Source organism: Pseudarthrobacter leeuwenhoeki, from assembly GCF_055412885.1.
Genome location: NZ_JBVAYY010000017.1, coordinates 1 through 22,054, shown reverse-complemented (window position 1 = coordinate 22,054; position 22,054 = coordinate 1). Strand labels below are relative to the sequence as shown.

Sequence of the window (22,054 nt, the reverse complement as noted above, 5' to 3'; positions counted from 1 at the left end):
GAGCCGGGCTGGACAGGGGCCGCGTCGGGACATCCTGGTCACGCTGAACGTACCACGGCCTCGAATGCGGCGGTAGCGGGCAAAATCGACCCGTCCCTCTCTGTAACTGAGCGCGGCCCTGAAAGGTCATTGACCGCGGGACGCGCCGGACGGGAAAGGGGTGGCCTCGGCCAGACCCGGGATCTTGTCCCAGGCGCCGATCCTGCCCAGCTGCTTCTCACTGTCATTACAGCCCCTCCGCCATTTCCGCTAGCAGTGCCGAGCGCAGCCCGGAGGGGCACCGGTCCGCGGTGAGGGGGGCGTTGAGGCGCATGGCTTGTTGCTCCTGAAGTGATCACGCGGGCAGGCAACAATCTGCGCCACGCCGCAGACACAGGAACAGGCCCCGGTTGCCAGGGGCCTGTTCCTGTGTTCGGTGGTGCAGTGTTCCTAGCCGGCGATATTGCTCATCCGGTAGAGGAAGGCTGCCATCTGGTCACGGTTGACGGAGGACGCCGGACGGTAACTCCACGTTCCGTTCGCCTCTGCCCAACCCTTCGAGATGCCCTTCTCTGCCATCCACGAGATCTCCTTGTAGAAGCCATGGCCGGGCGCAACGTCCACGAACCGGGACGCCGCGGGTGCCGTGTAGTCCGGCGAGCCGGCCATCCGGTAGAGGAAGGCAGCCATCTGGTCACGGTTGATGGTGGATTCCGGACGGAAAGTCCACGTATTGTTCGGACCCGCCCAACCCTTCGAGATGCCCTTTTCTCCCAGCCAGGAGATTTCCTTGTAGAAGCCGTGGCTGGTGGGCACGTCCGCGAACCGCGACACAGCAGGTGCCGTGTAGTCCGGCGAGCCAGCCATCCGGTACAGGAAGGCAGCCATCTGGTCACGGTTGACGGTGGACGCCGGACGGTAAGTCCACGTCTCATTCGGTCCCGACCAACCCGCGGAGATACCCTCGCTCGCCATCCACGCAATCTCAGTGTAGAAATCGTGGTTGAGGGCCACATCCACGAATCTGACCGGGGTCACCACATTCGATGCCGCCGACCTCGGACTGGTACCTCCCGCATTGACTGCCTCAACCTGGAAGCTGTAGGCGGTGCCGTTGGTCAGGCCGGCCACCACGCGGCTGGTCTCCGTGGCAGCGATGCCTTCCATGGTTTTGACGACGGTGTTGCCGGCGCGGACCACGACGTTGAGCGTCTCGGCACCCGCGGGAGCCACGAAGCGCACCGTCGCAGTCGTGTCGCCGGCAACCGCAGTCGGAGCGGCGGGGGCGCCGGGTGCTTTCAGAGGAGACGTGCCGCCCAGGGGCCGGTAGGAGAACCAGTAGCGCTTGGTCACGTCGTTGCTGGCCAGCACGACGAGGCCGGTGGTGTTGTTGACGCTCTGCTTGCTGGTGGTGACGTCATTCATGTTGGCGGACGCTCCGTCCTGGATGATCGGGGTGCCGCGTCCGGACGGGAACACCGGGTTGTCCATGGGGGCCGTCTTCTCATAGATGGCGCCGGGGACGCCGGAGTACGCGCAGCCGCTGACGTCGGTGCCGGGCGCTGTATGGAAGGCGTGCACCGTGTTGTTCTGCGTGTCCAGGACGATCTGCGGGCGGGACACACAGTCCCCGATCGTGGCGATCGTTGACACCGAGAACGAGCCGGTAGCGGGCTTGAAGACCAGCAGTTCCACCTCCGCCAGGCTCTTGTCGGTTTGGGCGTCGTTCAGGCCGGTCTTGATCGCAGCGAACACCCGGCCGGAGTTGTCGGACTGTAGCGTCTTAATGTTCAGGTGGTCGTCGGCGTACTTGGGGCCCTTGACCGCGTCCGTGACTTTCCACGTTGACGTGGCGGTGGGGCTGGTCCCGTCGGTGTGGGTTGCCCAGCGCACGGCGCCGGTGAGCTGGTCGCTCCACATGACGCCGATCTTGTTGCTGCCGTAGGCCACGATCGCGGAGATGTCATCCGGTGCGGGGTTGGGGTTGGTGACCGGGATGACGAACGGGGAATTCCAGCTGGTCCCGTTCGGTGCGGAGCGGTTGACGTAGACGGTGTTGGTGAAGCCGCTGGTCGGATTGCCGGAAACCTGGGTCCAGGTGGCCCAGATGGCGCCGGTGCTGTCCTGGTCGATCGTCATCGACTCGCTGCTGTTGTTCATGATGGTGGTCGGGAAGCCGCTGTCCAGGGTGAACTTTCCCCCGGAGTAGCTGTAGCGGTACAGCTTGGCCGGCTGGCCCGGGATAGACGCCTGGGACGTTGTGTCTGCGGACACTGTGACGACGTGGGAAGCGATGTAGAGGTGGGTGCCGTCCCAGAGGGTGTCCGCCAGTGTGTTGGTGCGGGTGTCGTTCGTGAGGCCCGTGCTGACCCAGGTCTTTGATGCAACGTCCAGCCGGTGGATCTGCCAGCCGGTTCCGGTGGTCCACATATCGGCCCACCACGACCCGTCATGCCACCAAAGCTTGCTCTGCGGTTTGTCCGAGGTGGGCGGCTTGCCCACGCCGGCGTAGCTGTTGCCCTGATAGCCGTAGTCCGTGGCCGCGGTGGCGCTGGTGGAAATTCCCAGCAGCCCCCCGGCCGCAACTAATGCTATTACTAAGAATTTGCTGAGCCAACTGGCGGTACTTTTCATCTTCATCGCCGTTTCTTTCATGCGTTTGATCGCCGTTTCCATGGTGGTCCTGCTGAGGTCTCCCGATTGAGGTGATGCTAGCCACTCTTGCCGGAAGTAAGGAAGGCTCCTTTTCTTTTCTTGAGTTTTCATTTGTCTTTCATGGCGGAGAAAGAACTTTCATGGAATACGCGATAATCCCCCCGGGCGTCAGTTGAACTGCGCCCACAATCCCGTTCCCCCCCGAACTGCACCCACACCGGACAACTTCGATGTGCCTGCGGCGCACGCTGGCTCTGGACCTCACCCCAGCATCAGCGTACGGCTCCAGTATCAGGACAATAACGCTGAAAATCAAAGGATTTCAGCGTTTTGCGGCCAGCCGAGTACACCGATTCAGAATGACGCGTAGTTCCCGCGTAGGCCGCCCCGAAGGCCCAAGTAGAGGTGCGGGCATTGCCCAGAGAATAAAACGAACCATCAAGTGTTAGCCACTCAGGACACAAATTTGATCGGCCGCAGAATTACGGCGGATGTCTCCGAATTCGTTCGACGTTCTCATTCGGGGAGGGTTATGGCGCCGATGCCCGAACATGTCGCGAAGCGGGGGCGTTTTGCTTTTCCCAATTTGGCCACAATTCGGAGTCTGACGTGGGCGTTAAGCTCTCACTCTGAGGGGCCAACGTCGAAACGCTCAATCGAGCAAACTCAACACGGCTTGTGCGAACGCGTCCGGATTCTCCTGCGGAACGTTGTGTCCAACACCCGGAAGGACGCTTTGGCTGTAGGGACCGGTGAAGTGGCCTCTGCCGGCTATCGCCGCGGGGCCGCCGACGCCGTCGTCCCCGCTTTCGAGCACCACCGTCGGAACGGTGATGCGCGGCTCTTGGGCGATCAGGTCCTCGAACCGCTGGTACCGGGGGTCGCCGTCGGCCAGCCCGTAACGGTGGCGGTAGGAGTGGATGACGACGTCGACGAAATCGGGGTTGTGCAGGCTCGGGGCGCTGGCGGGAAACGCCTGGCGTGCGCCGGCCCAGTCGGGCGACCAGGTGCGCCACAGCAGCTCGCACAGGTCGTTCCGGTTTTGTTCCAGCCCGCGGCGCCCCCGCTCCGAGTGGAAATAGTACTGATACCAGTAGCTTCGCTCCCATTCCGGGTTGGCAGGTTCGCCGGAACGCGCGAGGTTGTGCATGTTGTAGCCGCCGACGGACACGAGGCCGGCGACGCGTCCGGGGTCCAGTGCCGCCACGACGCACGCCGCCCGGCCGCCCCAGTCGTAGCCGGCGACGACTGCCCGATCGATGTCGAGGGCATCCATGAAGTCGATGAGATCCTGCGCGAGGGCGGCCTGTTGCGCTGAGCGGATCGTCGTGTCATCGAGGAAACGCGTAGGACCGAAACCGCGGAGGTACGGCGCGAGCACGAAGGCGCCCTGGCCGGCGAGGATCGAAGCGACGTCGTCGAAGGCCCGAACGTCGTACGGGAACCCGTGCAGGAGGATGACCGGGGCCCCGCCCGGATCACCCGCGGACTCATATCCGATATCCAGGACGGGGGTCTCGATGCGGCCGAAGGATGAAAAGCTCATAACGCCATTCTGGCCCCGCCGGCGCGTTGTCCTCAGAACCTGCCGGCGGGACGCGCCCGATTGGAGAAACGGAACCCTGCACAAAGACCCGAAAAGCCTGTCAAATGCCCACCCGCCGACCGTGACTGAGGCAAACCCAACAGATCACTTGCCAGGAGTATCCAGCTTCGCCGGTGACGTATTGATGATGGGCGATCGGAGCAGGTGCATGAGCGGCGGCGCCCCGAGTCCGACGGGCTTCCGGTCATTCCGCAGGACCGAACATTACGGCCAGCTCCTCTTTGGTGAGTATGAGGTTGGCGTCCACGTACTGCCCTTGAGGGAAGCCGAATTCAGCCCGGCGGTCCTTGAGAACGATCAAGCGGAGAGGCCTGGGCCCGTCCGTCCAGGGGGCCCTGACTCTGAAGCGGTACTGCGGCAGTTGAGTGCCGTATTCCTCCCAGATGACGGATGTAGCCCGCCGGAGGACCTCGGCCAGAGCCGCATCGCCTCCGGCGGTGACCGTGAGCGTCGTCGTCGACGAGTAGTTGCCCGGTAGACCGTCAACAGCTAACGCCACCTTGGCGTCATCAACCCCGTCGATTGATTTCAGCGATTCGATGACGTACTTCGCGTCCGTGCTTGCCTCCGGTGGCGAGGTTGGTGACGATTTGACCGGTTGGGGGGCGCAGGCGACGAGGACCAGGCTGACGGAGATGGCCGCAGCTAGCCACACCAGTCGACGCCACCCGCCCCCACCAGCCAGGCTGGTGGGGGTCCTCGTCACTGCCGGCGGCTTCGCGGAAGTAATTTCCGTTGCCGACGTTGTTGTCTGCGCCCGCCGCTGGGAACTTGTGGCCGGGACCTTGGGTTGCGCTGTCGACATATGCACTGACCTTCTCCTGAACTCTTGACTGCGTTGTGATTGAGGTCTTCGCCGGCCCTACCCGCGACTGACGGGAGCGCCACGTGGGGCTAGCGGCTGCTCACCTGGCCGAACAGCTTTGCGATGGGTGCGAGCACGATCGGGCGGGCGGCGTACCACCCGGCCACGGTGATGGCGATTGCGGCCGCGAAGAGCCAGAACCCGACCCAGTTCACCACATCGGTGCCGCCGAACATGTGGTTCAGGTTGCGCAGCGCACCGGTCGAGAACACCAGGAACACGTGGATGAGAATGAACAGCACGAAAAACAGCATCGTTGGGAAGTGAATAGCGCGCGCAGCCTCCACCGGGTAGATCTTGCTCAGCGTCTTCGCGTTCTTGGGCCAGAACTCGCTCATGCGCACACCCGTGATCGCCGCGAGCGGGGCCGCGATGAACACCACGAGGAAGTACATGAGCTGCTGCAGGCTGTTGTAGTTCACCCAGCCGTTCTCAACGGGCCAGTCCAGTGTCATGTACTGCAGGAGCGCGGAGAGCGCATTCGGGAACACCTCCCAGCTGGTCGGTACGATTCGCATCCAGTGGCCGGAGGCAAACAGCAGGACCACAAAGATAAGACCATTGACCAGCCATAAAATGTCGAGCGACTGGTGCAGCCACAGGTTGATGCTGATCTTCTTGCCACCGCGCTTCGGCGTCCAGAACGCCGGCGGCTTCTGCTGGGTGCGCACCTGATAGCCGGAGCGGATGATGAGCGCCATGAGGAAGATGTTCAGGAAGTGTGTCCACTGCGCCCACCACGGGAAGCCCGGCTCGGCCGTCTCGGGCAGGTGATACTCGCCGGGGTACCTCTCGAGGAACTCCGGTACGCCCGGCAGCGTCGTCACACCGCGCGCGGCGAGCACAAGAATCGCTGCGGCGGCCACGGCACCGAGCGCGAGGAGCACAACGCGCTTGATCCACTGGCCCAGGGTACGCGAACCGTAGAGCCTTGCCTCGGCCTTTGGTTTCACGGGTTTCGGTTGCTCGGGTTTTTCAGCGGCGACGGGCTGTGCCGCTGGTGCCGGGGCGGCTGTGGCCGCGGGTGCACTCGCGGCCACCGACGGCTCGGCCTCGGCAACGGTCTCCACCACGCTGGCAACCGGGGCAGGGGCCGGGGCGATGGGTTCGGGATCTGCCTGCACCGCGGGGGCGGCAGCGACCGCCGGAGCAAGTCCGGCCGGCGGCCAGGGTTCACCAGCGGGGACACGGGGAAGCCCGCGACGAAGCGAGGTGGTTCCCACGGTGGGTGCGGCGGGTGTGGCGGGTGCGGTGGCGGCGGCCGGAGCAGTTGCGGGCGGCGCCGCTGCCGGCACAGCCTGCGCAGCAGGAGTCGCGGGCGGCGGCGTGGCGCCTGCTGCGGGAGCTCCGGACAGATCCGCCCCTGATACCGAAGCCTCGCCCGCTGGCGGCCACGGCTCGCCGCCCGGCACCCGCGGCAGGCCACGGCGAAGCTGCAGAGCCACCCTTGCGCCGGCGTTCCCTGCAGAGACGTTCACGGCAGGGACCGGAGCGGACGATGTGGCACCCGGTGCCGTTTCCTGGACAGCGGCGGCGGCAGCAGCAGGGGCGGAGGGTGCGGCGGAAACAGACGCCGACGGGGCTGCCGTTCCTGCCGTGGCAGTGGGGGCGGGCACCTGGCCTGCTGCAGGCCAGGGCTCACCACCTTCGACGCGCGGCAGGCCCCGCCGAAGAGACCGAGACAGAGTTGCCACCACTACCTCTTCCGAGCCTCAAGTGCGCTGATCAGCTGGGGCACAACCTGGAAGAGGTCGCCGACCACGCCAAAGTCGGCGATCTCGAAGATCGGCGCGTCTGAATCCTTGTTGATGGCAACGATCGTCTTTGCGGTCTGCATGCCGGCCCGGTGCTGGATCGCGCCGGAAATGCCCAGCGCGATATACAACTGCGACGACACGGAAACCCCGGTCTGGCCGACCTGATGCGACTGCGGGATGTAGCCTGCATCAACCGCGGCACGCGAAGCACCAATGGCAGCACCGAGTGTATCGGCGAGCTCTCCCACGAGGGCAAACTGTTCCTCGGACCCGAGGCCGCGGCCGCCCGCGACAACCTTCGCGGCACCACGCAGCTCCGGCCGCGCGGTGGCGGCAACTTCCTCCTCGAACGAGTCGATCCGGGCGGCCGGCTTCCCGGAGCTCGTCACTGCCAAAGTGTCCGACGCTTCCGGCTGAGCCGTAGCGCGCGCCTCGATGGAGCCCTGGCGAACCGTAATCACCGGCGCCCCAAATGTGGACGTTGACGTCACATCGTAGTCACCGCCGTAGACGGAGTGGTGTGCCACGACACCCTCGTCATCACGTGACACGCCGATCGCATCGACGCAAACCGCCGCACGCGACCGAGCAGCGTAACGGCCGGCAAGGTCGCGCCCATTCAGCGAATGTGAAATCAGGATCGCGCCTGGCTGCACCTGCTCCACAGCGGCGGCAAGCGCATCAACGCCCGGCACACCGAGCGCGGAAGGATCCGGAGTTTCCGCGATCAGAACGTGCGCGGCCCCAAGGAGCGCTGCCTCCGCGGCGGCGGCGCTCCCGGTGCCGGGTGAGGCAAGCACCAATGCAACTGGCGTGCCAGCTGCAGCGGCAGCGCCGAAAAGTCCGGCGGCAGCCTTCTCGAGTTCACCGGAAGCCCGGGTTTCCACGACGACGAGGATTGCGTCACGAGGGAATTCAGTCATGTCGATACGCCTTACGCCAGTCGGTTTTCGATAAGGAAGTCAGCGAGCTTCTCGCCGGCATCACCCTCGTCAAGGATCTTTACGCCCGCCGCACGCGGAGGCTTCTCTGCAATGGTCAGCATGATCGAACGCGCCGCGTCCGGGTTGTCGGCCGTAATCCCGAGGTCCGCGAGGGTAAGCACCTCAACGGGCTTCTTCTTCGCGGCCATAATTCCCTTGAAGTTCGGGAAACGCGCCCCGGGAAGCGACTCGGTAATGGAAATCACCGCGGGCAGGTTCGCTGACACCATCTGCACGCCGGATTCAACGCCCCTGGTGCCGGACACCGCGCCGTCGCTGATCGTCACGGAGCTGAGGCCGGTGGCATGCGGCACGTCAAGCAGTTCTGCAAGCATCGCGGGAATCATGCCGCCGGATCCATCGGTGGAGACGTTGCCGGTAATCACAAGGTCAAACTCAACGCGACGGATCGCTGCAGCGAGGGTCTCAGCGGTAAGTCCAAGATCCGCACCCCGGAGTGCCTCGTCGGAGACGTGGGTGGCGCTTCCCGCGCCCATCGCAAGCCCCTTGCGTATCGTTGCCGTGGCACCCTCGGGAGCGAGGGATAGGACTGCGACCTCAGTGCCCTGGTTAGCGTCGGCGTACGTCAGGGCCAACTCCAAGGCCCGCTCACCGATTTCATCAATGACTGCCTCGCTGGCTTCTCGGTCGGCGAGGCCTGTTATAAGGTTCAGTTTTCGGTCCCCGTACGTGTCGGGGACCTCCTTTACTAGGACGATAATCTTCATTGATGGCTCTTCCTGTGGCGGTTCGTCTCTATAGCGGAGACGGTGCATCTCCATAGAGTCTACGAAGGTGGGGCCCTTCTTGGCTGACATAGTCCGTGTTGTGACGTGAAGTACCTGGTCTTCGCCTGCAGCAGTGCCAGCGCGGAACCAGTCAAACGGGTATGCCCCGGGAGCCCGTTAGCGGAATGCTGAGCAGTAAAGCAATGGCAAGAGTCTCTGCGCGAAGGCGCAGCGACTCCTGCCATTGGTGGGGTGAGCGGGCCCCGGATAGGTGAGGAAGAGGGGTTTCCCTCAAACTATCTTTGGGGCTCCAGTTTGAAGCTCCCCAGCTTGGGTTCGTCCGTGCCTCCGAAACGGTAGGAGAATGACACCTTCTTGTCGGCGTCGCATTTGATGAGACCCGCAACATCGGCAGAGTTGGCGCCGTTGGTCGAGATGACCTTGATGTCGTTGTAGGTCGGTTTGCAGGTGTCGTTCAGTTTAGGGCCCGCGATGCCACTGATAAATGATTGCTTCGGCATCTTGACGTGAAGTGCGGGGTCCAGATATTCATAGGCCTCGTCGGTGTCGCCAGAAATGAGGGGCTTGTTGAAAGCGTCCCCCCGGCCCGTGGCCCGGCTTGTGGCGCTGCCCGCAAGGTTGACCAGGGCGGTCACTCCAATAATGACCAGTAGCAGTACTCCGCCTGCGCTCCCCAAGATGATCCAGAGTTTTTTTCGGCTTTTGACGGGAGGCTGCTGACCGGGGAGGCCGGAAGGGCCCGGGTAGTAGCCCGGAGCTCCGTACTGGGCGGCGGCAGGGTACTGCCCCTGGGCCTGATATTGCCCCTGGTTCTGCCCTTCCGGGGAAGGCTGAAATCCGGCGTACTGCGGCTCGCTGGAGGGCTGCACTGGCTGTTGCTGCGGCGCTGCCGGTAGCTGCAGTGAGGGCTGTTGCCCGGCGTTGGGCTGTCTTGGCTGGTGCGGTTCCTGCGGAGTGCTCAAGGTGGAGCCTTTCCGGCAGCATACGTTCGCACTGCCTCGTTGCGGGGACCCGATGATTGTGTCGCACCCAACTCGAGCAAGTTCTTCGAAAAACGACTGGCCCGCTTCCCCAGGGTTACAGCCGCATCGGATATTCGCCCATGTACATCGCGATACCGACCTCCCCCTGAGAACCAACGATCCTCGCCAGACTAGCGGGAGCGCTGACGGACGGCACGGGCACTTCTTAAGCCTTTCTTAAGGGCCGCACGGGAGAGTTGAAGCAGGCGCCCGACAGCGCCCTAACCCCGACCCGGAGGACTCCATGCCCGGACCCGTCCCTTTTGGCCGCGTCACAGCGCCCCATGACCCCGGCGGCACACACCCGGCTGCCAGTCCGCAGTTCTGGGCCATCCCGCAGGCCCGCCACTGGCTGCTGTGGGGCGCACTGCTGTCCGCAGCAGTCCTCGCGCTCGGCCTGACGGCACAGCTTGTGCCCGGTGGCAGCTCGGCCGAACTCGTTGTGGACCAGGACCTGAGCCAGCACCATGCCGCCCTTCTGACCGGCGTGGCGATGGCCCTGAACGTGGTGTTCGGCCCGCCGGCCGGCGTCGTCCTCGTTGCCGCCGTCGCACTGTATCTCTGGATGGTTCGTCGCTCCCTGGTGAAGGCCGTTGCGTTCGGCGTCGTCGCCTGCTCCGGCTGGGTGGCCAGTGAGTTCTTCAAGCTCATCATCGCCCGCGAGCGGCCCAACCCGGCCCTGCTGCTCGATCCGCTCTCGCCCGAAACGGGTTCCAACAGCTTCCCAAGCGGTCACGTTTCCTTCGCGGTCGCGCTGGGATTTGCGTTGTACTTCCTGGCCCGCGGGACCCGCTGGGCCAAGGCCGCCGCCGTCGCCGCCGCGCTGCTGGCCCTGGTGGTGGCCTGGTCGCGGCTGTATATCGGGGTCCACTACCCCACTGACGTGGCAGCCTCCTTCCTCGCGGCAAGTGCAGGAGTATTGCTGCTGGCCGGGTTGTGGAACCGTTTCGCTCCGCGCATCCTGGACCGCCTGCCGGCCGCAGCCCCGCTCCGATCAACCCGATCCTAAGGAAGTGACCATGAGCGGCATTATCGCTTCAGGGCTCGCCCCGGTACTTTCCGTCGCGGCGGGAAGCCCGTCGCTCCTCGACCCTGCGAGCCTGCTCGAGGGTCTCGGCCCGGCGGCGCTCGGCGTCATCTCCCTGATGGTGTTCATCGAATCTGGCGTGCTGTTCCCCTTCCTGCCCGGGGACTCACTGCTCTTCACTGCAGGCCTCCTGCATCAGCAACTGCAACTGACGCTGCCGGTGCTCATCGGCGTCGTCACCGCCGCGGCCGTGGCCGGCGACCAGGTCGGCTACATGATTGGACGCAAATACGGCCGCCGGTGGTTCAACGACGACGCGCGGATCCTCAAGACAGCGCACTTGAGGACCACCGAGGACTTCTTCCGCCGCCACGGCGGTGCCGCCGTCGTGCTGGCCCGTTTCGTGCCCATGGTCCGGACGTTCGCACCCCTGAGCGCCGGCATCGCCCGCTACGAGTACAAGTCCTTCACGCTCTGGAACTTCGCCGGGGCGCTGGCCTGGGGCACGTCCGTGACACTGTTGGGATCCTGGCTCGGCCACTATGAGATCATCGCCAAGAACATCGACGTGATCGCCGTCGTTATGGTCATTGTCTCCGTTCTGCCTTGGGGCATCCAGCTCCTCAAACGCCGCCGAGCGAACCGCGGCCCCGCCGCCGAACCTGCAGCTGACTTTGGCGACGACACTTCCAGCGAACTGCCGGCGGGAAGGCATAACGCAGGAGAATTGCTGACATGACAACCGCGAACGGCCGGCCGTCCCTGCTGCTGGTGGAGGACGACGTGGTCCTGGGACCGCTCATCGCCGAACTGCTGGAACCGGACTACCGGATCCGACTGGCCGCCAACGGCCAGGACGGACTGCATCTTGCGCTGACCCAAACGTGGGACGTTATGGTGATCGACCGCGGCTTGCCCCTGATGGACGGCATCGCCCTGATCAGCGCGCTCAGGTCCAAAGGGGTTTCGACGCCCATTCTGATCCTCACGGCCCTCGGGGCCACTGATGAAAAGGTCCGGGGACTGGATGCGGGCGCCAATGACTACATGACCAAACCGTTCGACGCCGGTGAGCTCGCGGCGCGCCTGCGCGCCCTAACGCGCACCTTCACGCCGGCGGCCGCGCCAGTGAGCATCGGCGACTGGGAACTCGATCCGGCGTCGCGTTCCGTGCGCTCGGTCTACGGGTCACTGGTAGCACTCACGGCAAAGGAGGCTGAGCTGCTGGCCGCCCTGGCGGCCGAACCCGACCGGGTCTTCACCCGGGAAGAATTGCTCAGCGAACATTTCCGGTCCGCCGACCAGCCCGGAGTGATCGACACTTATGTCCACCACCTCCGACGGAAGATTTCCAAGTCCGTGGTCCGCACGGTCCACGGCATCGGCTACCAGATCGGGGATGCCCAATGAACAGAATGTCTCCCGTGGCAGGCGAACCGGACCGGGACACACTCCGCCGGGCCTCACTCAAGGTCGCTTTGCGGATCAGCGCCGCCTGCGCGGTGCTGGTCCTCTGCCTGCTCGCCGCCGCGACCGGCTACCTGATGAACAAGCTGGCGCACCCGGATCTGCCCGGCTCCGCGTCAGCCGGTAAGGCGTACACGTATCTCGATTCCAAGGACCTGATCGAGGCGATGATCATCGCCGGGGTGGCGGGAATTGTGCTGGCCGGCGTCGTCGGGTGGTTCAGCGCGCGCAGCGCCATCCGGCCGCTGGGGGAAGCGCTGGCCTTGCAGCGGCGGTTCGTTCAGGATGCGAGCCATGAGCTGCGCACGCCCCTGGCCATCCTGGACGCGCGCATCCAGCTCGCCCAGCGCGACGCCACGCCTGACTCCAAACCGGGCCAGGCCCTGGGCAGGATCCGGGAGGATGCGGCCACCCTGACCGGGATCGTCAACGAACTCCTGCTGGCGGCAACCGGGGCCACACCGGACCCCTCCGCGGATCCGGTGGAGCTGGCCGACGTGGCCGGGTCCGTCACCGAGAGCTTGCAGGAACTCGCGGCGCGGCAGGACATCCGGCTTTCCTTCTCCGACGCCGGCCGGCCGCTGGCCCGCATCGACCGGAACTCCCTGCGGCGGGCCGTGCTCGCCCTGGCGGACAACGCCTTGGCCCACACACAGTCCGGGGGGAGCATCACCATCAGCACAGGAGTCGAGGGCAACCTGGCGGTTCTCTGCGTGGCGGACACCGGGTCCGGAATCACGGGTGTGGACCAGACCCGGATCTTTGACCGCTTCGTCAGGACCCCCAGCCCGGATGGAACGCGGGACCAGCGAAGCTTCGGCATCGGCCTGGCGCTGGTCCGTGAAATTGCCACGGCAGCCGCTGGCACCGTCGAGGTGGCCCGGACCGGACCTGAAGGCACGACGATGAAGCTCGCACTTCCGCTTGTCCAGAGCTGAGAACGGGGCCTCGTCGGCCACAGGGCTATCGTGCCAGAGGCCTCAGGCGCGGCCCTTGAGGATCAGGTTCCAGTACAGGTACGGCAGCCCGTAGCGCTTGAGCAGCCACATGTCACTGCGTTCCTTGGTGGTGTCGATGAGGGGGATGCTGGGGGCGGGCTGGAGGGTGTAATCAAACTCAGCCAGCAGCATCTTCCCCCGCGCCGTGGTCAGCGGACATGAGGCGTAGCCTCCGTACTGGGCCGACGGTGTTCCGCCGTCAAGGGCGGCCAGCAGGTTCTCCACCAGTACGGGGGCCTGCTTGCGGATTGCCGCGCCAGTCTTCGAGTTGGGCGTGGAACCGGCGTCGCCCAGGGCAAAAATTTCCGGGTAGCGCTTGTGCCGCATGGTGTGCTTGTCGACGTCCACGTAGCCTGCGGGGTTGGCCGGATCTGCCAGCGGGGTGCGCTTCAGCCAGTCCGGGGCCGACTGCGGCGGCACGACATGAAGCAGGTCGTAGTGCAATGATTCCTCGGTATCCGCCGCGTTGTCCTTAATTACTGCCACGCTGGCGGCCGGGTCCACCGAGGTCATCTCGCTGTTGAAGCGGACTTCGATGCCGTATTTGGCCACCACCCGGTCCAGCTCATCGGCGAACACCTTGACCCCGAACATGCTCGGCGTCGGCAGAACCATGACGACCCGAATGTTGTCCAGCACCCCCTGCTTGCGCCAGTAGTCGGCTGCCAGGTACGCGATTTTCTGCGGGGCGCCGGCACACTTGATCGGACCGGAGGGCTGAGTGAAAATGGCCGTTCCGGACTTCAGGTTCCGGATCATGTCCCAGGTCTTGGGCGCCAGGTCGTATCGGTAGTTGCTGGACACCGCCGGAGAATCCATGGCTTCGGCCATGCCCGGGATCTTGTCCCAGTCCAACTGGATGCCGGGACAGACCACCAGGTAGTCATATGTGACGGAGCCGCCGGAGGCGAGTGCGACACTGCGGTGCTCAGGGTCAATGTCCATCGCGGCGTCCTTAATCCAGGCAACGCCCTGGGGCATGACGGATGCCTGGGGGCGGACCGTTTCCTCCTGGCGAGCGACGCCTCCCCCGACCAGGGTCCACAGCGGCTGGTAGTAGTGCTTATCGCTCGGCTCGATCACGCCGATATCGCTCCGTCCTGCATTGCGGAGCCGGGCGGCAACACTCAGCCCCGCGTTGCCGCCTCCGATGATCAGGATCTCGTGGTGCATAGTCATGGATTTGACGCCTCTCTAGGGATCGAGCGTCGCTTCAGCGCCGACGCCGGTAGCTTTCCAAACACTGTGGTGATAATCACCGTATACCCCAAGGGGTATAGCTGTATACCCCAGCGGGTATCTTCGCCGTCGACGGTGGGAGGCCGGGCCGGTCCCGCGCCTTCGCCTGAGATAGCCGTGGGTATCCTCGGTACGATCCGTCCCTCTGGAGAGGGGGGCAATCAGCGCGTCTGATCTGCAAGCGGGATGAGTCCGGCTGGGTCCTTCAAGCACCGCGCCAAACGCAGGCGGACGACGCGGGAGGTTCGGCTGTAGATGGGTACAAATCCTCATTGTGGTGGCAGCTTAACTGCGCCACCATGATCGTATGGATGCTAAAACACCTGAAACACCCAAGGCGCAGGCACTGAGCCTGCCCCAGGCCTTCCTGCTTTTGGCAACGAACGACAAGGACGGCACACCTGAAGTGCCGTTGTTCGCGCTCAGGACCACTGTGGCCGGGGCAATACTGGCCGAGCTGGACCTGCTTGGTGCCATAGAGCTGGAGGGGAAACACGTCAAGGCGACCGGCACCGCCGCGCAAACGGACTTCCAGCACGAGCTGGAGCGCATCCGCGGCAAATCCCGGCCTCACACGCCCAAGCAGTGGGTCTCCATGCTGGAGGGCCGCGCCGAAGTGCAGCGTGTCTACGAAGGGATGGTGTCGCTGGGCATCTTGGAACCTGTCGGCGAAAAACACCTTGGGCTGTTCAAGTCAACGCGGTACCCGGAGAAGGATCACGGTCCCGAAGCTGCGCTCCTGCAAAAAATCGAAGCAGCACTCAGCGCTGCGCCGCCGGAGCCCGCGAAGGCCGACGCCAAGGCGCCCGGTGCCGAACCTGATTCCGGGGCGCCTGAGACCAGGCCTGATGCCCAGCCCGATACCCAGCCTGATGCCAAGGCGCCCGTGGCCACAGTGCCTGACGCCAGGACCACGGCGCTGATCGCCTTGCTTCACGCTGCCGGGCTGTTCGGCAAGCTCCTCCCGGCAGCAGATCGAACCCGGGCAGGCGAGCTGGCCAAGGACTATTGGCCGTCCCGCGCGGTGGAGGACGAACTTCGTATGATCAGGCTGGCGCAGGAAGAAGCCGCAACCTTGTGATGCTGCCCGCTGAGCGCGGGGGTTGTTAGTCTGCGGGGGCCCGGTTTTCTATGATCCGACGGACCCGGCCGCCAGGTCTCGCTTGAGGATTTTTCCACTGGGCCCGAGGGGGAGTTCCGTGAGCAGCGAGATGACGCGCGGATACTTGTACGCGGCGAGCTGGGCGCTTGCGAATTCCCTCAAGTCCGATTCTGTGGCGGTGGCTCCCGCGTCGAGCACGATCGCGGCTGCAATTTCCTGGCCGTGGACGTCGTGGGGGACTCCGTAGACCGCGGCGCTGACGACCTCCGGGTGGGTGAGGAGGATTTCCTCCACCTCGCGGGGGTAGACGTTGTAGCCGTTTCTGATGATCATGTCTTTTTTGCGGTCAACGATTGTCAGGTAGCCGTCGTCGTCCTTCGTACCAAGGTCGCCGGTGCGGAACCAGCCGTCGACCATCGCCTCGGCGGTGGCCTCCGGCCTGTTGAGGTAGCCCTTCATCAGCAGGTGTCCGCGGATGACGAGCTCGCCAAGTTCGCCCCGGGGCAGCAGTTCGATGCTTTCAACCGTTTCGGCGCGGGCGATTTCGACGTCGACGCCCCAAATGGCCACCCCGATGGTGCCGGGCCGGGGCGGGGTTCCGACATGGTTGAACGCGGCGAGGGGGGATGTTTCGGTCAGGCCGTAGCCTTCGTGGATTTCCACCCCGAAGACGTCGCGGATTTTGTCCATGACGGTTAGCGGGAGGGAAGCGCCGCCGGAGATGCCGTAGCGGAGGGCAGCCGGGCGGACATCGGTGGCCTTGGCCGCTTCAAGAAGCGCCACATACATGGTCGGCACTCCAAAGAAGATGTTGACCTTGTGCCGGGCCATCAGCTTGATGGCGCCCTCGCCGCTGAAGCGGGGCATCAGCACGATGGTGGCGCCCGCCCGCAGCCCCGCGTTGAGAACCACTGTCTGGCCGAAGGTGTGAAAGAGCGGCAGCCCGCCGAAGAGGACGTCACCCGGCTTGAAGTCCAAGACGGACGTCAGTATGACGGAAGTCTGTTCCACCAGGGCGAAGTGGGTGCCGAGGGCACCCTTTGGTTTGCCGGTGGTGCCGGAGGTGTACAGGATGGTGGCAGTGTCCGAGGGCCGGCAGGGGACGTAACTGCGGATCGGCTCGGCCGCGGCGGCCTCGGCTTCGAGCCGCGGCAGCCCGCCGTCGTCGGGCGCCATCACGGTCAGGAGATCGGTCCCGGTGCTGGCGGCACCCGCAGCGCCTTCCTTCAGGAGCGGAGCGGCGCAGATCAGCATCCTGGCGCCGCTGTCGTGGAGCACGTACTCGATTTCGCGGGCCTTGAGCAGGGCGTGCACCGGAACCACAATGGCGCCCAGCGAGAGGATGGCGTAGTACACGCGGGCGAAGTCCGAAACGTTGGGGATCAGCACGGCGACGGCATCCCCGGGGCCGATGCCGCGCGCCCGCAGTGCCCCGGCGTAGGCGCAGGTCTCACGCCAGAGGTCGCCGTAGCTGGTTTCTTCCTCACCGACGATCAGTGCGGTGCGGTCTGGTGTCCTTCGAGCGGACTCGGCCAGGATGGCTGCGACGGAGATGGTTCCGAAGCCGTCTTCGGGATTGGTGGTTTTCATGGCCTGCTTCTTCGTAGGGATGGTTATGCCTTAAGGATCAGGGCGTCGCCCTGGCCGCCGCCGCCGCAGAGTGCGACGACGCCGGTGCCTCCGCCCCGGCGCTTCAGCGCCAGCGCCTGGTGCAGGACCAGGCGCGCGCCCGAAGCCCCTACCGGGTGGCCCAGGGCGATGGCGCCTCCCTCGGCGTTGATGTCCTCCGGCTCGATGCCCAGGTCCTTGGCGGACTGGATGACCACGGACGCGAAGGCTTCGTTGATCTCGACGAGATCGAGTTCCTGCGCGGTGAGGCCCTCCCGCTTGAGGGCGAGTTCAATGGCACGGGCGGGTTGGGAATGCAGGGATCCGTCCGGTCCCGCCGTCTGGCCGTGGGCGCCGATTTCGGCAATCCACTCGAGCCCTGCCGCTTCGGCTGCCGCTTTGCTGGCGATCACCAGGGCGGCGGCACCATCGGAGAGCGGCGAGGAGGATCCTGCGGTAATGGTCGCCGTATCCTCTTTCGAGAACGCGGGACGGAGCTGCGCCAGGGATTCGGCCGTGGTCTCCGGACGGATGCCCTCATCGTGCTCGAGAGTCAGCGCCGGCCCCTTGCGTTGCGGAACGTCGATCGGGGCGATTTCCTCGGCATATACGCCGGCGGCGCGTGCCGCTTCGGCCCGCTGGTGGGACCGGGCTGCGACGGCGTCCTGCTCCGTGCGGGTAATGCCGCGTTCGGCGTTCCCCGCGTCCGTGGCCTCACCCATCAGCATGCCGCTGACCGGATCCTGCAGCCCGTCCCGGTTCAGCGAGTCCAGCATCGGCGCATCCCCGATGACGACGCCGGCGCGGAGCCCGGGCACGAGGTGTGGTGCGTTGGTCATGGATTCCTGGCCGGCTGCAACGATGAAGTCGGCTTCTCCCGCGCGGATCATTCGGGCGGCGTCAATCACGGCTGTCAGGCCGGAGAGGCAGAGTTTGTTGACCGTCACGGTGGGCACGTCCCAGCCGATTCCGGCAGCCAGGCTGGCCTGCCGCGCGGGGCCCTGGCCTGCGCCGGCCTGGATGACCTGGCCGACGATGACTGCGTCGACCTGTTCCGGGGCGACGCCGGCGCGGTCCAGCGCTGCGCGGATGGCGTGCGCGCCCAGTTCGCTGGAGGAGAAGGGCGTGAGGCCGCCGCGGAAGCGGCCGAAGGGGGTGCGGGCGCCGCCGAGGATGACAGGGATGTGGGCGTTCCGGTTCAAGTCGGTTTCTAAGGTGCTGACTTGAAATTCACCGGCGGCCCTTGCCTCAGCGAACCCGGAACCGTGCGACGTCGTTGTCATTTGTTTGTCCTCTGTTTCGGCGTCGGGACCTGATCGCCCGCATGCTGTGGCTCACACCACATCGACTAAGGATGCATTGAAACTGGGTTCCACGTCAAGAAACTCAGTTCCACGAGGCCGACGTCAGTGCAGCGCGTCGCGGACCGCCTGCACAATCGCGTCATTATCGGCGCCCGCTGTGAGGACGGTCACGACAACGGCCGGGGACGCGTGCGCTGAGACGCCGGGGCCCAGCAGCGCTGGCCGGAAGATCTCCGAGAGGGCCCGAAGTTCATTCGCGAGTGCAGCTGATCGATCCCGGTCGGCCGTCCCTGCTTCCTGGCCGGCGGGTGCAGTGCGGAGCCACCGCCTAAGGAACGCGTTGTGCACGGCGACCGCGGCTGCAGCGAAGGAGACGGCCTTGTATTCACGATGCTCGACGTCGGGCAGTTCATCCAGCAGGTGCTGCAGGAGGGCCCTCTCGTACCGGTAGGAAGTGACCAGCTCGCGGTCCCGGAGTGCCGGCACAGCCTGCATGAGCTCATAGCGCGCGCGGGACGTTTCCTGGTTCCGCAGGTGGTGATTGAAAACAAGCAGCACTGCATCCTCGATCGCTGCGAGCGGTTCCTGAATCGTTTCCGCCAGGCGGTCGGTCACCTGCCGAAGGATTCGCTCGTGGTCAGCGAAGACAACGTCCTCCTTTGACCCGAACTTCCGGAAGAACGTGCTGCGGCTCATGCCGGCGGCGTCCGCAAGGTCGTCAACGGACGTTGCGTCGTAGCCCTGCCTGGCCAAGAGCCCGATGGCGGCGGCAGCGGGCGCGTCGGCATGGTGGCTTGGCAGGTGCGAGATCATGGGCCGAAATGTAGCACAACCGCTGGTGCCGGCCTCGCATGGGGAACATGGCTAGGCGGTGGAAATGCCGGCCTGCGTGTTCTCCAGCAGCCCGCCGCTGGCCCAACGACGCACCGCGGACTTCTCGGCGGCGTCGTCCTCCAGCAGCGCCACCCGGCAGGCGGTCCAGGCTGCTGCCAGATCTGCTGCAGTCGCCTCGCCGTTGAGCTGGAAATTGGCGTAGGCGAGGCCTTGCGGGACGAAGTTCACGGCGTTGCGGGAGGCCGGCTGGCCCGCGCTGACGCAATCATCCCTGACAAGCCGGGACAGTTCGGTGCGGTTGAGCGGATGCTCGCGAAGCCTGGCCGACATGGTCAGGAACACCTGCCGGAACTGGGCTGCGGAAAGTGCCGGAACATCCGTCAGCCTGGTGACCTGCTCCTCGGTGCCGGGGTGCAGGTCGGCCGGGGCAGCAAGATCCTCGCTCGCTGCCTTAGTTTTCGCCTTCGCTGCGGCCGGGGCGTGCTGCTGCTTCGGGGACTCCACCACATGGTCCGCCATCTCCCGGTAGGCAAAGGCTACGGCGCCGGCTGCGGTGACTGTGGTCCTCCGGTCAACGGCCCGGAACCGCTGAAGCAGGACGGCGGGGCGGCCCAAAGTGACCACCCACGGCGTTGCTCTTAGAAACACTACGACGACGGCGGGGGGCGGATCCCAAATTCCGGTGGATCAGCTGCGGGTCGAATCCCGTGCTGGTCGGGGACTTGGGAAGGAATTTATGAATCGGGAGAGTTGTTCGCGGAGGATTTCCCATTCGTCGAAGTCTGAGGGAAGGGCGGCGCTTTCAGCCTCGCGGGCTGCTTTGAGGGCCGCTTCCCCGGCGTCGGTTATCTCAACCTGGAATTGGCGGCGGTCTTGTGGGTCGCGTGTCCTCGTGACCAGGCCTCCTGTTTCCAGACGCGACAGGACTCGGCCAAGGGTCTGGCTCTGAACGCGGACTACTGCGGCGAGCTGTTCTTGGTTCGTGGGACGGCCTGACATGGCCTTGAGCGCGATGACTGCGGCCCGGGTCAGGCCCAGGGGTGCGAGGGCGTCGTCAAAGTGGCGCTGAACAAGGCGGGCAGCCGTAGTGAGGAGCAGGTAGCTCTCCCGGAAATGGTCCTGGGGTTCGAGGGGCATCGATGCCGGCCTTCCTTAGGTGGAAACAGGTCAAGCAGGAAGGGCAGGCCAGGGACCGGCATTAGCCGTGACTCCAACGCGCCCTCATCGCTATCGGCACGTGTTGTCGTCGCCGTCCCTTTCGAAGCGTTCCAATGACACACTTGCGGAGACGCACCCGACTGGTGGTTTCCCGTCCGGCGCTGACGTTCAGGCGTTCCTCTGAGCGAGTCATCGCATCCCCGTAAACCTGGCCGATGGATCCGATCCCTTCCCCATCGGTTGTCAGGACGTTCCCGTTTGCGCTGAAGGAGGTCATCAATGCGTTCCTCGGCGAGCATGACGTCTCCTTGGATCTCCGGGGCGGTTTGTCGTTGCAGCGGGTCCATGTGAATCGCTACATCTACCATAAGCATGCTTAGTAAGTGCTTGGCAAGCTTACTTACTTTCTTTTTGGCTGCGCTTGACGCCGCCTGCCGGGACTGGACTGGCTACCGGCCGTCGCGCACCCTTGGGGACGGCCGCCATCGCGCAAAAAGGAAGTCTTGCGAAAAATACAGCAAGTGTGCTTACTATTTACTTAGTAACCTTGCTTAGTAATTCACGGCACCGCTGGTTCACGATTCACCGGCCGGCCCCTCCTGAAAGAGAGCAACGATGACAGACAACCAATGGCCCCAGGCGACACCCTCAGCGTCCGCTAAGGAAACAGCGAAAGACGAGGCGGCAGCCATGGCAGGGCACGCCGCCGGGGAAGCGAAAAGCGTGGCCGGCACCGCCAAGGCGGAGGCGGCCAACGTCGCCACCGAGGTGAAAACCAGTGCACTCGGCCTGATGCAGCAGGCAAAATCTGACCTGACGGATCAGGCCGGCACGCAGCAGCAGAAGGCCGCTGAAGGGATCCGCGCCATCTCCTCGGAGTTGACCACCATGGCCGACGCTTCCGAGCAGCCCGGCGTCGCAGCTGATCTTGTCCGTCAGGCCGCAAAGAGGTCCCAGTCCGTAGCTTCCTGGCTCGAGAGCCGGGATCCGGGATCACTGATGGATGAAGTTAAGTCCTTCGCGCGACAGCGCCCGGGGACATTCCTCTTGGTAGCAGCCGGCGCCGGAATGCTCGCCGGCCGGCTGGGACGAAGCCTGCAAGCCGGCGCCCCAATGCAGCAGTCTGCGTCCAAAAGCGCTCACGTGTCCTCCCGCGCAGCGGCGCCCATCCACCAGGAGACAGTTATCGCCGCTGGCTCCGGCGACCGGTTCTTCGACGAGCCGGCCCTTCCCGGCACGGCGGGTCCCGTTTCGACCCAAACATTGCCGTCCGGCACGGCAGCCGATAGCACCCTGAGGGACGAAGTTCCCTTTCCGAACCGAGAAGGTGGGCAGCTGTGAGCGGCCCGCTACCGGAGGTGCCTCCCACGGCTGCGCACGCGAAGGCTGAAACGTCGTCCCTGGGCGATCTGCTGGGTGATGTCACGCGGGACATGTCGACCCTGATGCGGCAGGAGGTCGAGCTGGCGAAGGTCGAGCTCAAGCAGTCCGCGACCAAGGCCGGCAAGGGTGCCGGATTGCTGGCCGGCGCCGGCGTCGCAGGCCATTTCGTCCTGCTGTTCCTGTCCCTGGCGCTCTGGTGGGCACTCGGTGACCTGATGGGGCTGGGCTGGTCCGGTGTCGTTGTGGCCGTTATTTGGGGCATCGTCGCCGCGGTCCTGGCCTCCCGGGGCCGCAAGGAACTCAACGCGGTCAAGGGCA

The 22,054-nt window shown here is 65.1% G+C and carries 20 protein-coding genes; 7 read left to right on the top strand and 13 right to left on the bottom strand.

Annotated elements, in window-relative coordinates:
- Positions 1 to 429: 429 nt before the first annotated feature.
- The 7 genes from ACZYX4_RS14890 to ACZYX4_RS14860 form a co-directional block, all read right to left on the bottom strand.
- Positions 430 to 2,619 (bottom strand): S-layer homology domain-containing protein, encoded by a 2,190-nt coding sequence (locus ACZYX4_RS14890; protein WP_463877196.1) that lies wholly within the window; start codon positions 2,617 to 2,619, stop codon positions 430 to 432.
- A 667-nt stretch (positions 2,620 to 3,286) separates the two neighbouring features.
- Entirely contained in the window at positions 3,287 to 4,180 is an 894-nt protein-coding gene (locus ACZYX4_RS14885) for an alpha/beta fold hydrolase (protein WP_463877193.1), read from the bottom strand.
- A 244-nt stretch (positions 4,181 to 4,424) separates the two neighbouring features.
- A complete protein-coding gene (locus tag ACZYX4_RS14880) occupies positions 4,425 to 4,895 on the bottom strand; it encodes a hypothetical protein (protein WP_463877191.1) in 471 nt (156 codons plus the stop codon).
- Between the two features lie 239 nt (positions 4,896 to 5,134).
- A complete protein-coding gene (locus tag ACZYX4_RS14875; protein WP_463877189.1) occupies positions 5,135 to 6,178 on the bottom strand; it encodes a cytochrome b/b6 domain-containing protein in 1,044 nt (347 codons plus the stop codon).
- Between the two features lie 623 nt (positions 6,179 to 6,801).
- The gene (locus tag ACZYX4_RS14870; RefSeq protein ID WP_463877187.1) at positions 6,802 to 7,785 is read right to left on the bottom strand and encodes an electron transfer flavoprotein subunit alpha/FixB family protein; all 984 of its coding nucleotides are present in this window, start codon (positions 7,783 to 7,785) and stop codon (positions 6,802 to 6,804) included.
- Between the two features lie 11 nt (positions 7,786 to 7,796).
- Entirely contained in the window at positions 7,797 to 8,573 is a 777-nt protein-coding gene (locus ACZYX4_RS14865) for an electron transfer flavoprotein subunit beta/FixA family protein (protein WP_463877281.1), read from the bottom strand.
- A gap of 296 nt (positions 8,574 to 8,869) precedes the next feature.
- Positions 8,870 to 9,556 carry a hypothetical protein gene (locus ACZYX4_RS14860; RefSeq protein WP_463877185.1) on the bottom strand — a complete coding sequence of 229 codons (687 nt, stop codon included), beginning with the start codon at positions 9,554 to 9,556 and terminating at the stop codon, positions 8,870 to 8,872.
- A gap of 304 nt (positions 9,557 to 9,860) precedes the next feature.
- Between ACZYX4_RS14860 and ACZYX4_RS14855 the strand changes: the two genes are divergently transcribed.
- The 4 genes from ACZYX4_RS14855 to ACZYX4_RS14840 are packed head-to-tail and all read left to right on the top strand — an operon-like array spanning position 9,861 to position 13,048.
- On the top strand, positions 9,861 to 10,625 hold the full coding sequence (locus ACZYX4_RS14855; RefSeq protein ID WP_463877183.1) for a phosphatase PAP2 family protein: 765 nt from the start codon (positions 9,861 to 9,863) through the stop codon (positions 10,623 to 10,625).
- A 10-nt stretch (positions 10,626 to 10,635) separates the two neighbouring features.
- Entirely contained in the window at positions 10,636 to 11,382 is a 747-nt protein-coding gene (locus ACZYX4_RS14850) for a DedA family protein (protein ID WP_463877181.1), read from the top strand.
- Complete coding sequence (locus ACZYX4_RS14845; protein WP_463877180.1) at positions 11,379 to 12,053, top strand: response regulator transcription factor; 675 nt, start codon at positions 11,379 to 11,381, stop codon at positions 12,051 to 12,053. Before ACZYX4_RS14850 ends, ACZYX4_RS14845 begins: the two co-directional genes overlap by 4 nt.
- 5 nt (positions 12,054 to 12,058) lie before the next feature.
- On the top strand, positions 12,059 to 13,048 hold the full coding sequence (locus tag ACZYX4_RS14840) for a sensor histidine kinase (RefSeq protein WP_463877279.1): 990 nt from the start codon (positions 12,059 to 12,061) through the stop codon (positions 13,046 to 13,048).
- 42 nt (positions 13,049 to 13,090) lie between these two features.
- Here the strand turns inward: ACZYX4_RS14840 and ACZYX4_RS14835 are convergent, their stop codons facing one another.
- On the bottom strand, positions 13,091 to 14,287 hold the full coding sequence (locus ACZYX4_RS14835) for an NAD(P)/FAD-dependent oxidoreductase (RefSeq protein WP_463877178.1): 1,197 nt from the start codon (positions 14,285 to 14,287) through the stop codon (positions 13,091 to 13,093).
- Positions 14,288 to 14,654: 367 nt separating this feature from the next.
- Here ACZYX4_RS14835 and ACZYX4_RS14830 point away from each other — a divergent pair, with 367 nt between their 5' ends.
- A complete protein-coding gene (locus ACZYX4_RS14830; RefSeq protein WP_463877176.1) occupies positions 14,655 to 15,428 on the top strand; it encodes a GOLPH3/VPS74 family protein in 774 nt (257 codons plus the stop codon).
- 48 nt (positions 15,429 to 15,476) lie between these two features.
- On the opposite strand, the gene ACZYX4_RS14825 is transcribed toward ACZYX4_RS14830, so the two are convergent.
- The 5 genes from ACZYX4_RS14825 to ACZYX4_RS14805 form a co-directional block, all read right to left on the bottom strand.
- A complete protein-coding gene (locus ACZYX4_RS14825; protein ID WP_463877174.1) occupies positions 15,477 to 17,039 on the bottom strand; it encodes a long-chain-fatty-acid--CoA ligase in 1,563 nt (520 codons plus the stop codon).
- A 23-nt stretch (positions 17,040 to 17,062) separates the two neighbouring features.
- Positions 17,063 to 18,259, bottom strand: coding sequence for an acetyl-CoA C-acetyltransferase (locus ACZYX4_RS14820; protein ID WP_463877172.1), 1,197 nt, complete (start codon positions 18,257 to 18,259; stop codon positions 17,063 to 17,065).
- 204 nt (positions 18,260 to 18,463) lie between these two features.
- Positions 18,464 to 19,174: a TetR/AcrR family transcriptional regulator gene (locus ACZYX4_RS14815; protein ID WP_463877170.1), complete on the bottom strand. Its 711-nt coding sequence runs from the start codon at positions 19,172 to 19,174 to the stop codon at positions 18,464 to 18,466.
- Between the two features lie 51 nt (positions 19,175 to 19,225).
- Positions 19,226 to 19,819, bottom strand: a complete 594-nt coding sequence (locus tag ACZYX4_RS14810) for a hypothetical protein (protein WP_463877168.1) — start codon at positions 19,817 to 19,819, stop codon at positions 19,226 to 19,228.
- 63 nt (positions 19,820 to 19,882) lie between these two features.
- Positions 19,883 to 20,332 (bottom strand): MarR family winged helix-turn-helix transcriptional regulator, encoded by a 450-nt coding sequence (locus ACZYX4_RS14805; protein ID WP_463877166.1) that lies wholly within the window; start codon positions 20,330 to 20,332, stop codon positions 19,883 to 19,885.
- 636 nt (positions 20,333 to 20,968) lie between these two features.
- On the opposite strand from ACZYX4_RS14805, the gene ACZYX4_RS14800 reads away from it, so the two are divergent.
- Positions 20,969 to 21,694, top strand: a complete 726-nt coding sequence (locus ACZYX4_RS14800) for a hypothetical protein (RefSeq protein ID WP_463877164.1) — start codon at positions 20,969 to 20,971, stop codon at positions 21,692 to 21,694.
- Between the two features lie 17 nt (positions 21,695 to 21,711).
- Positions 21,712 to 22,054 (top strand): phage holin family protein (locus ACZYX4_RS14795; protein WP_463877277.1); only part of this gene is annotated, 343 nt, incomplete at its 3' end.

Coding starts and splice junctions, on each gene's coding strand:
- ACZYX4_RS14890 (WP_463877196.1), bottom strand. CDS start 2,619: ATGAAGATGAAAAGTACCGCCAGTTGGCTCAGCAAATTCTTAGTAATA.
- ACZYX4_RS14885 (WP_463877193.1), bottom strand. CDS start 4,180: ATGAGCTTTTCATCCTTCGGCCGCATCGAGACCCCCGTCCTGGATATC.
- ACZYX4_RS14870 (WP_463877187.1), bottom strand. CDS start 7,785: ATGACTGAATTCCCTCGTGACGCAATCCTCGTCGTCGTGGAAACCCGG.
- ACZYX4_RS14865 (WP_463877281.1), bottom strand. CDS start 8,573: ATGAAGATTATCGTCCTAGTAAAGGAGGTCCCCGACACGTACGGGGAC.
- ACZYX4_RS14855 (WP_463877183.1), top strand. CDS start 9,861: ATGCCCGGACCCGTCCCTTTTGGCCGCGTCACAGCGCCCCATGACCCC.
- ACZYX4_RS14850 (WP_463877181.1), top strand. CDS start 10,636: ATGAGCGGCATTATCGCTTCAGGGCTCGCCCCGGTACTTTCCGTCGCG.
- ACZYX4_RS14845 (WP_463877180.1), top strand. CDS start 11,379: ATGACAACCGCGAACGGCCGGCCGTCCCTGCTGCTGGTGGAGGACGAC.
- ACZYX4_RS14840 (WP_463877279.1), top strand. CDS start 12,059: ATGTCTCCCGTGGCAGGCGAACCGGACCGGGACACACTCCGCCGGGCC.
- ACZYX4_RS14835 (WP_463877178.1), bottom strand. CDS start 14,287: ATGACTATGCACCACGAGATCCTGATCATCGGAGGCGGCAACGCGGGG.
- ACZYX4_RS14830 (WP_463877176.1), top strand. CDS start 14,655: ATGGATGCTAAAACACCTGAAACACCCAAGGCGCAGGCACTGAGCCTG.
- ACZYX4_RS14825 (WP_463877174.1), bottom strand. CDS start 17,039: ATGAAAACCACCAATCCCGAAGACGGCTTCGGAACCATCTCCGTCGCA.
- ACZYX4_RS14815 (WP_463877170.1), bottom strand. CDS start 19,174: ATGATCTCGCACCTGCCAAGCCACCATGCCGACGCGCCCGCTGCCGCC.
- ACZYX4_RS14805 (WP_463877166.1), bottom strand. CDS start 20,332: ATGCCCCTCGAACCCCAGGACCATTTCCGGGAGAGCTACCTGCTCCTC.
- ACZYX4_RS14800 (WP_463877164.1), top strand. CDS start 20,969: ATGACAGACAACCAATGGCCCCAGGCGACACCCTCAGCGTCCGCTAAG.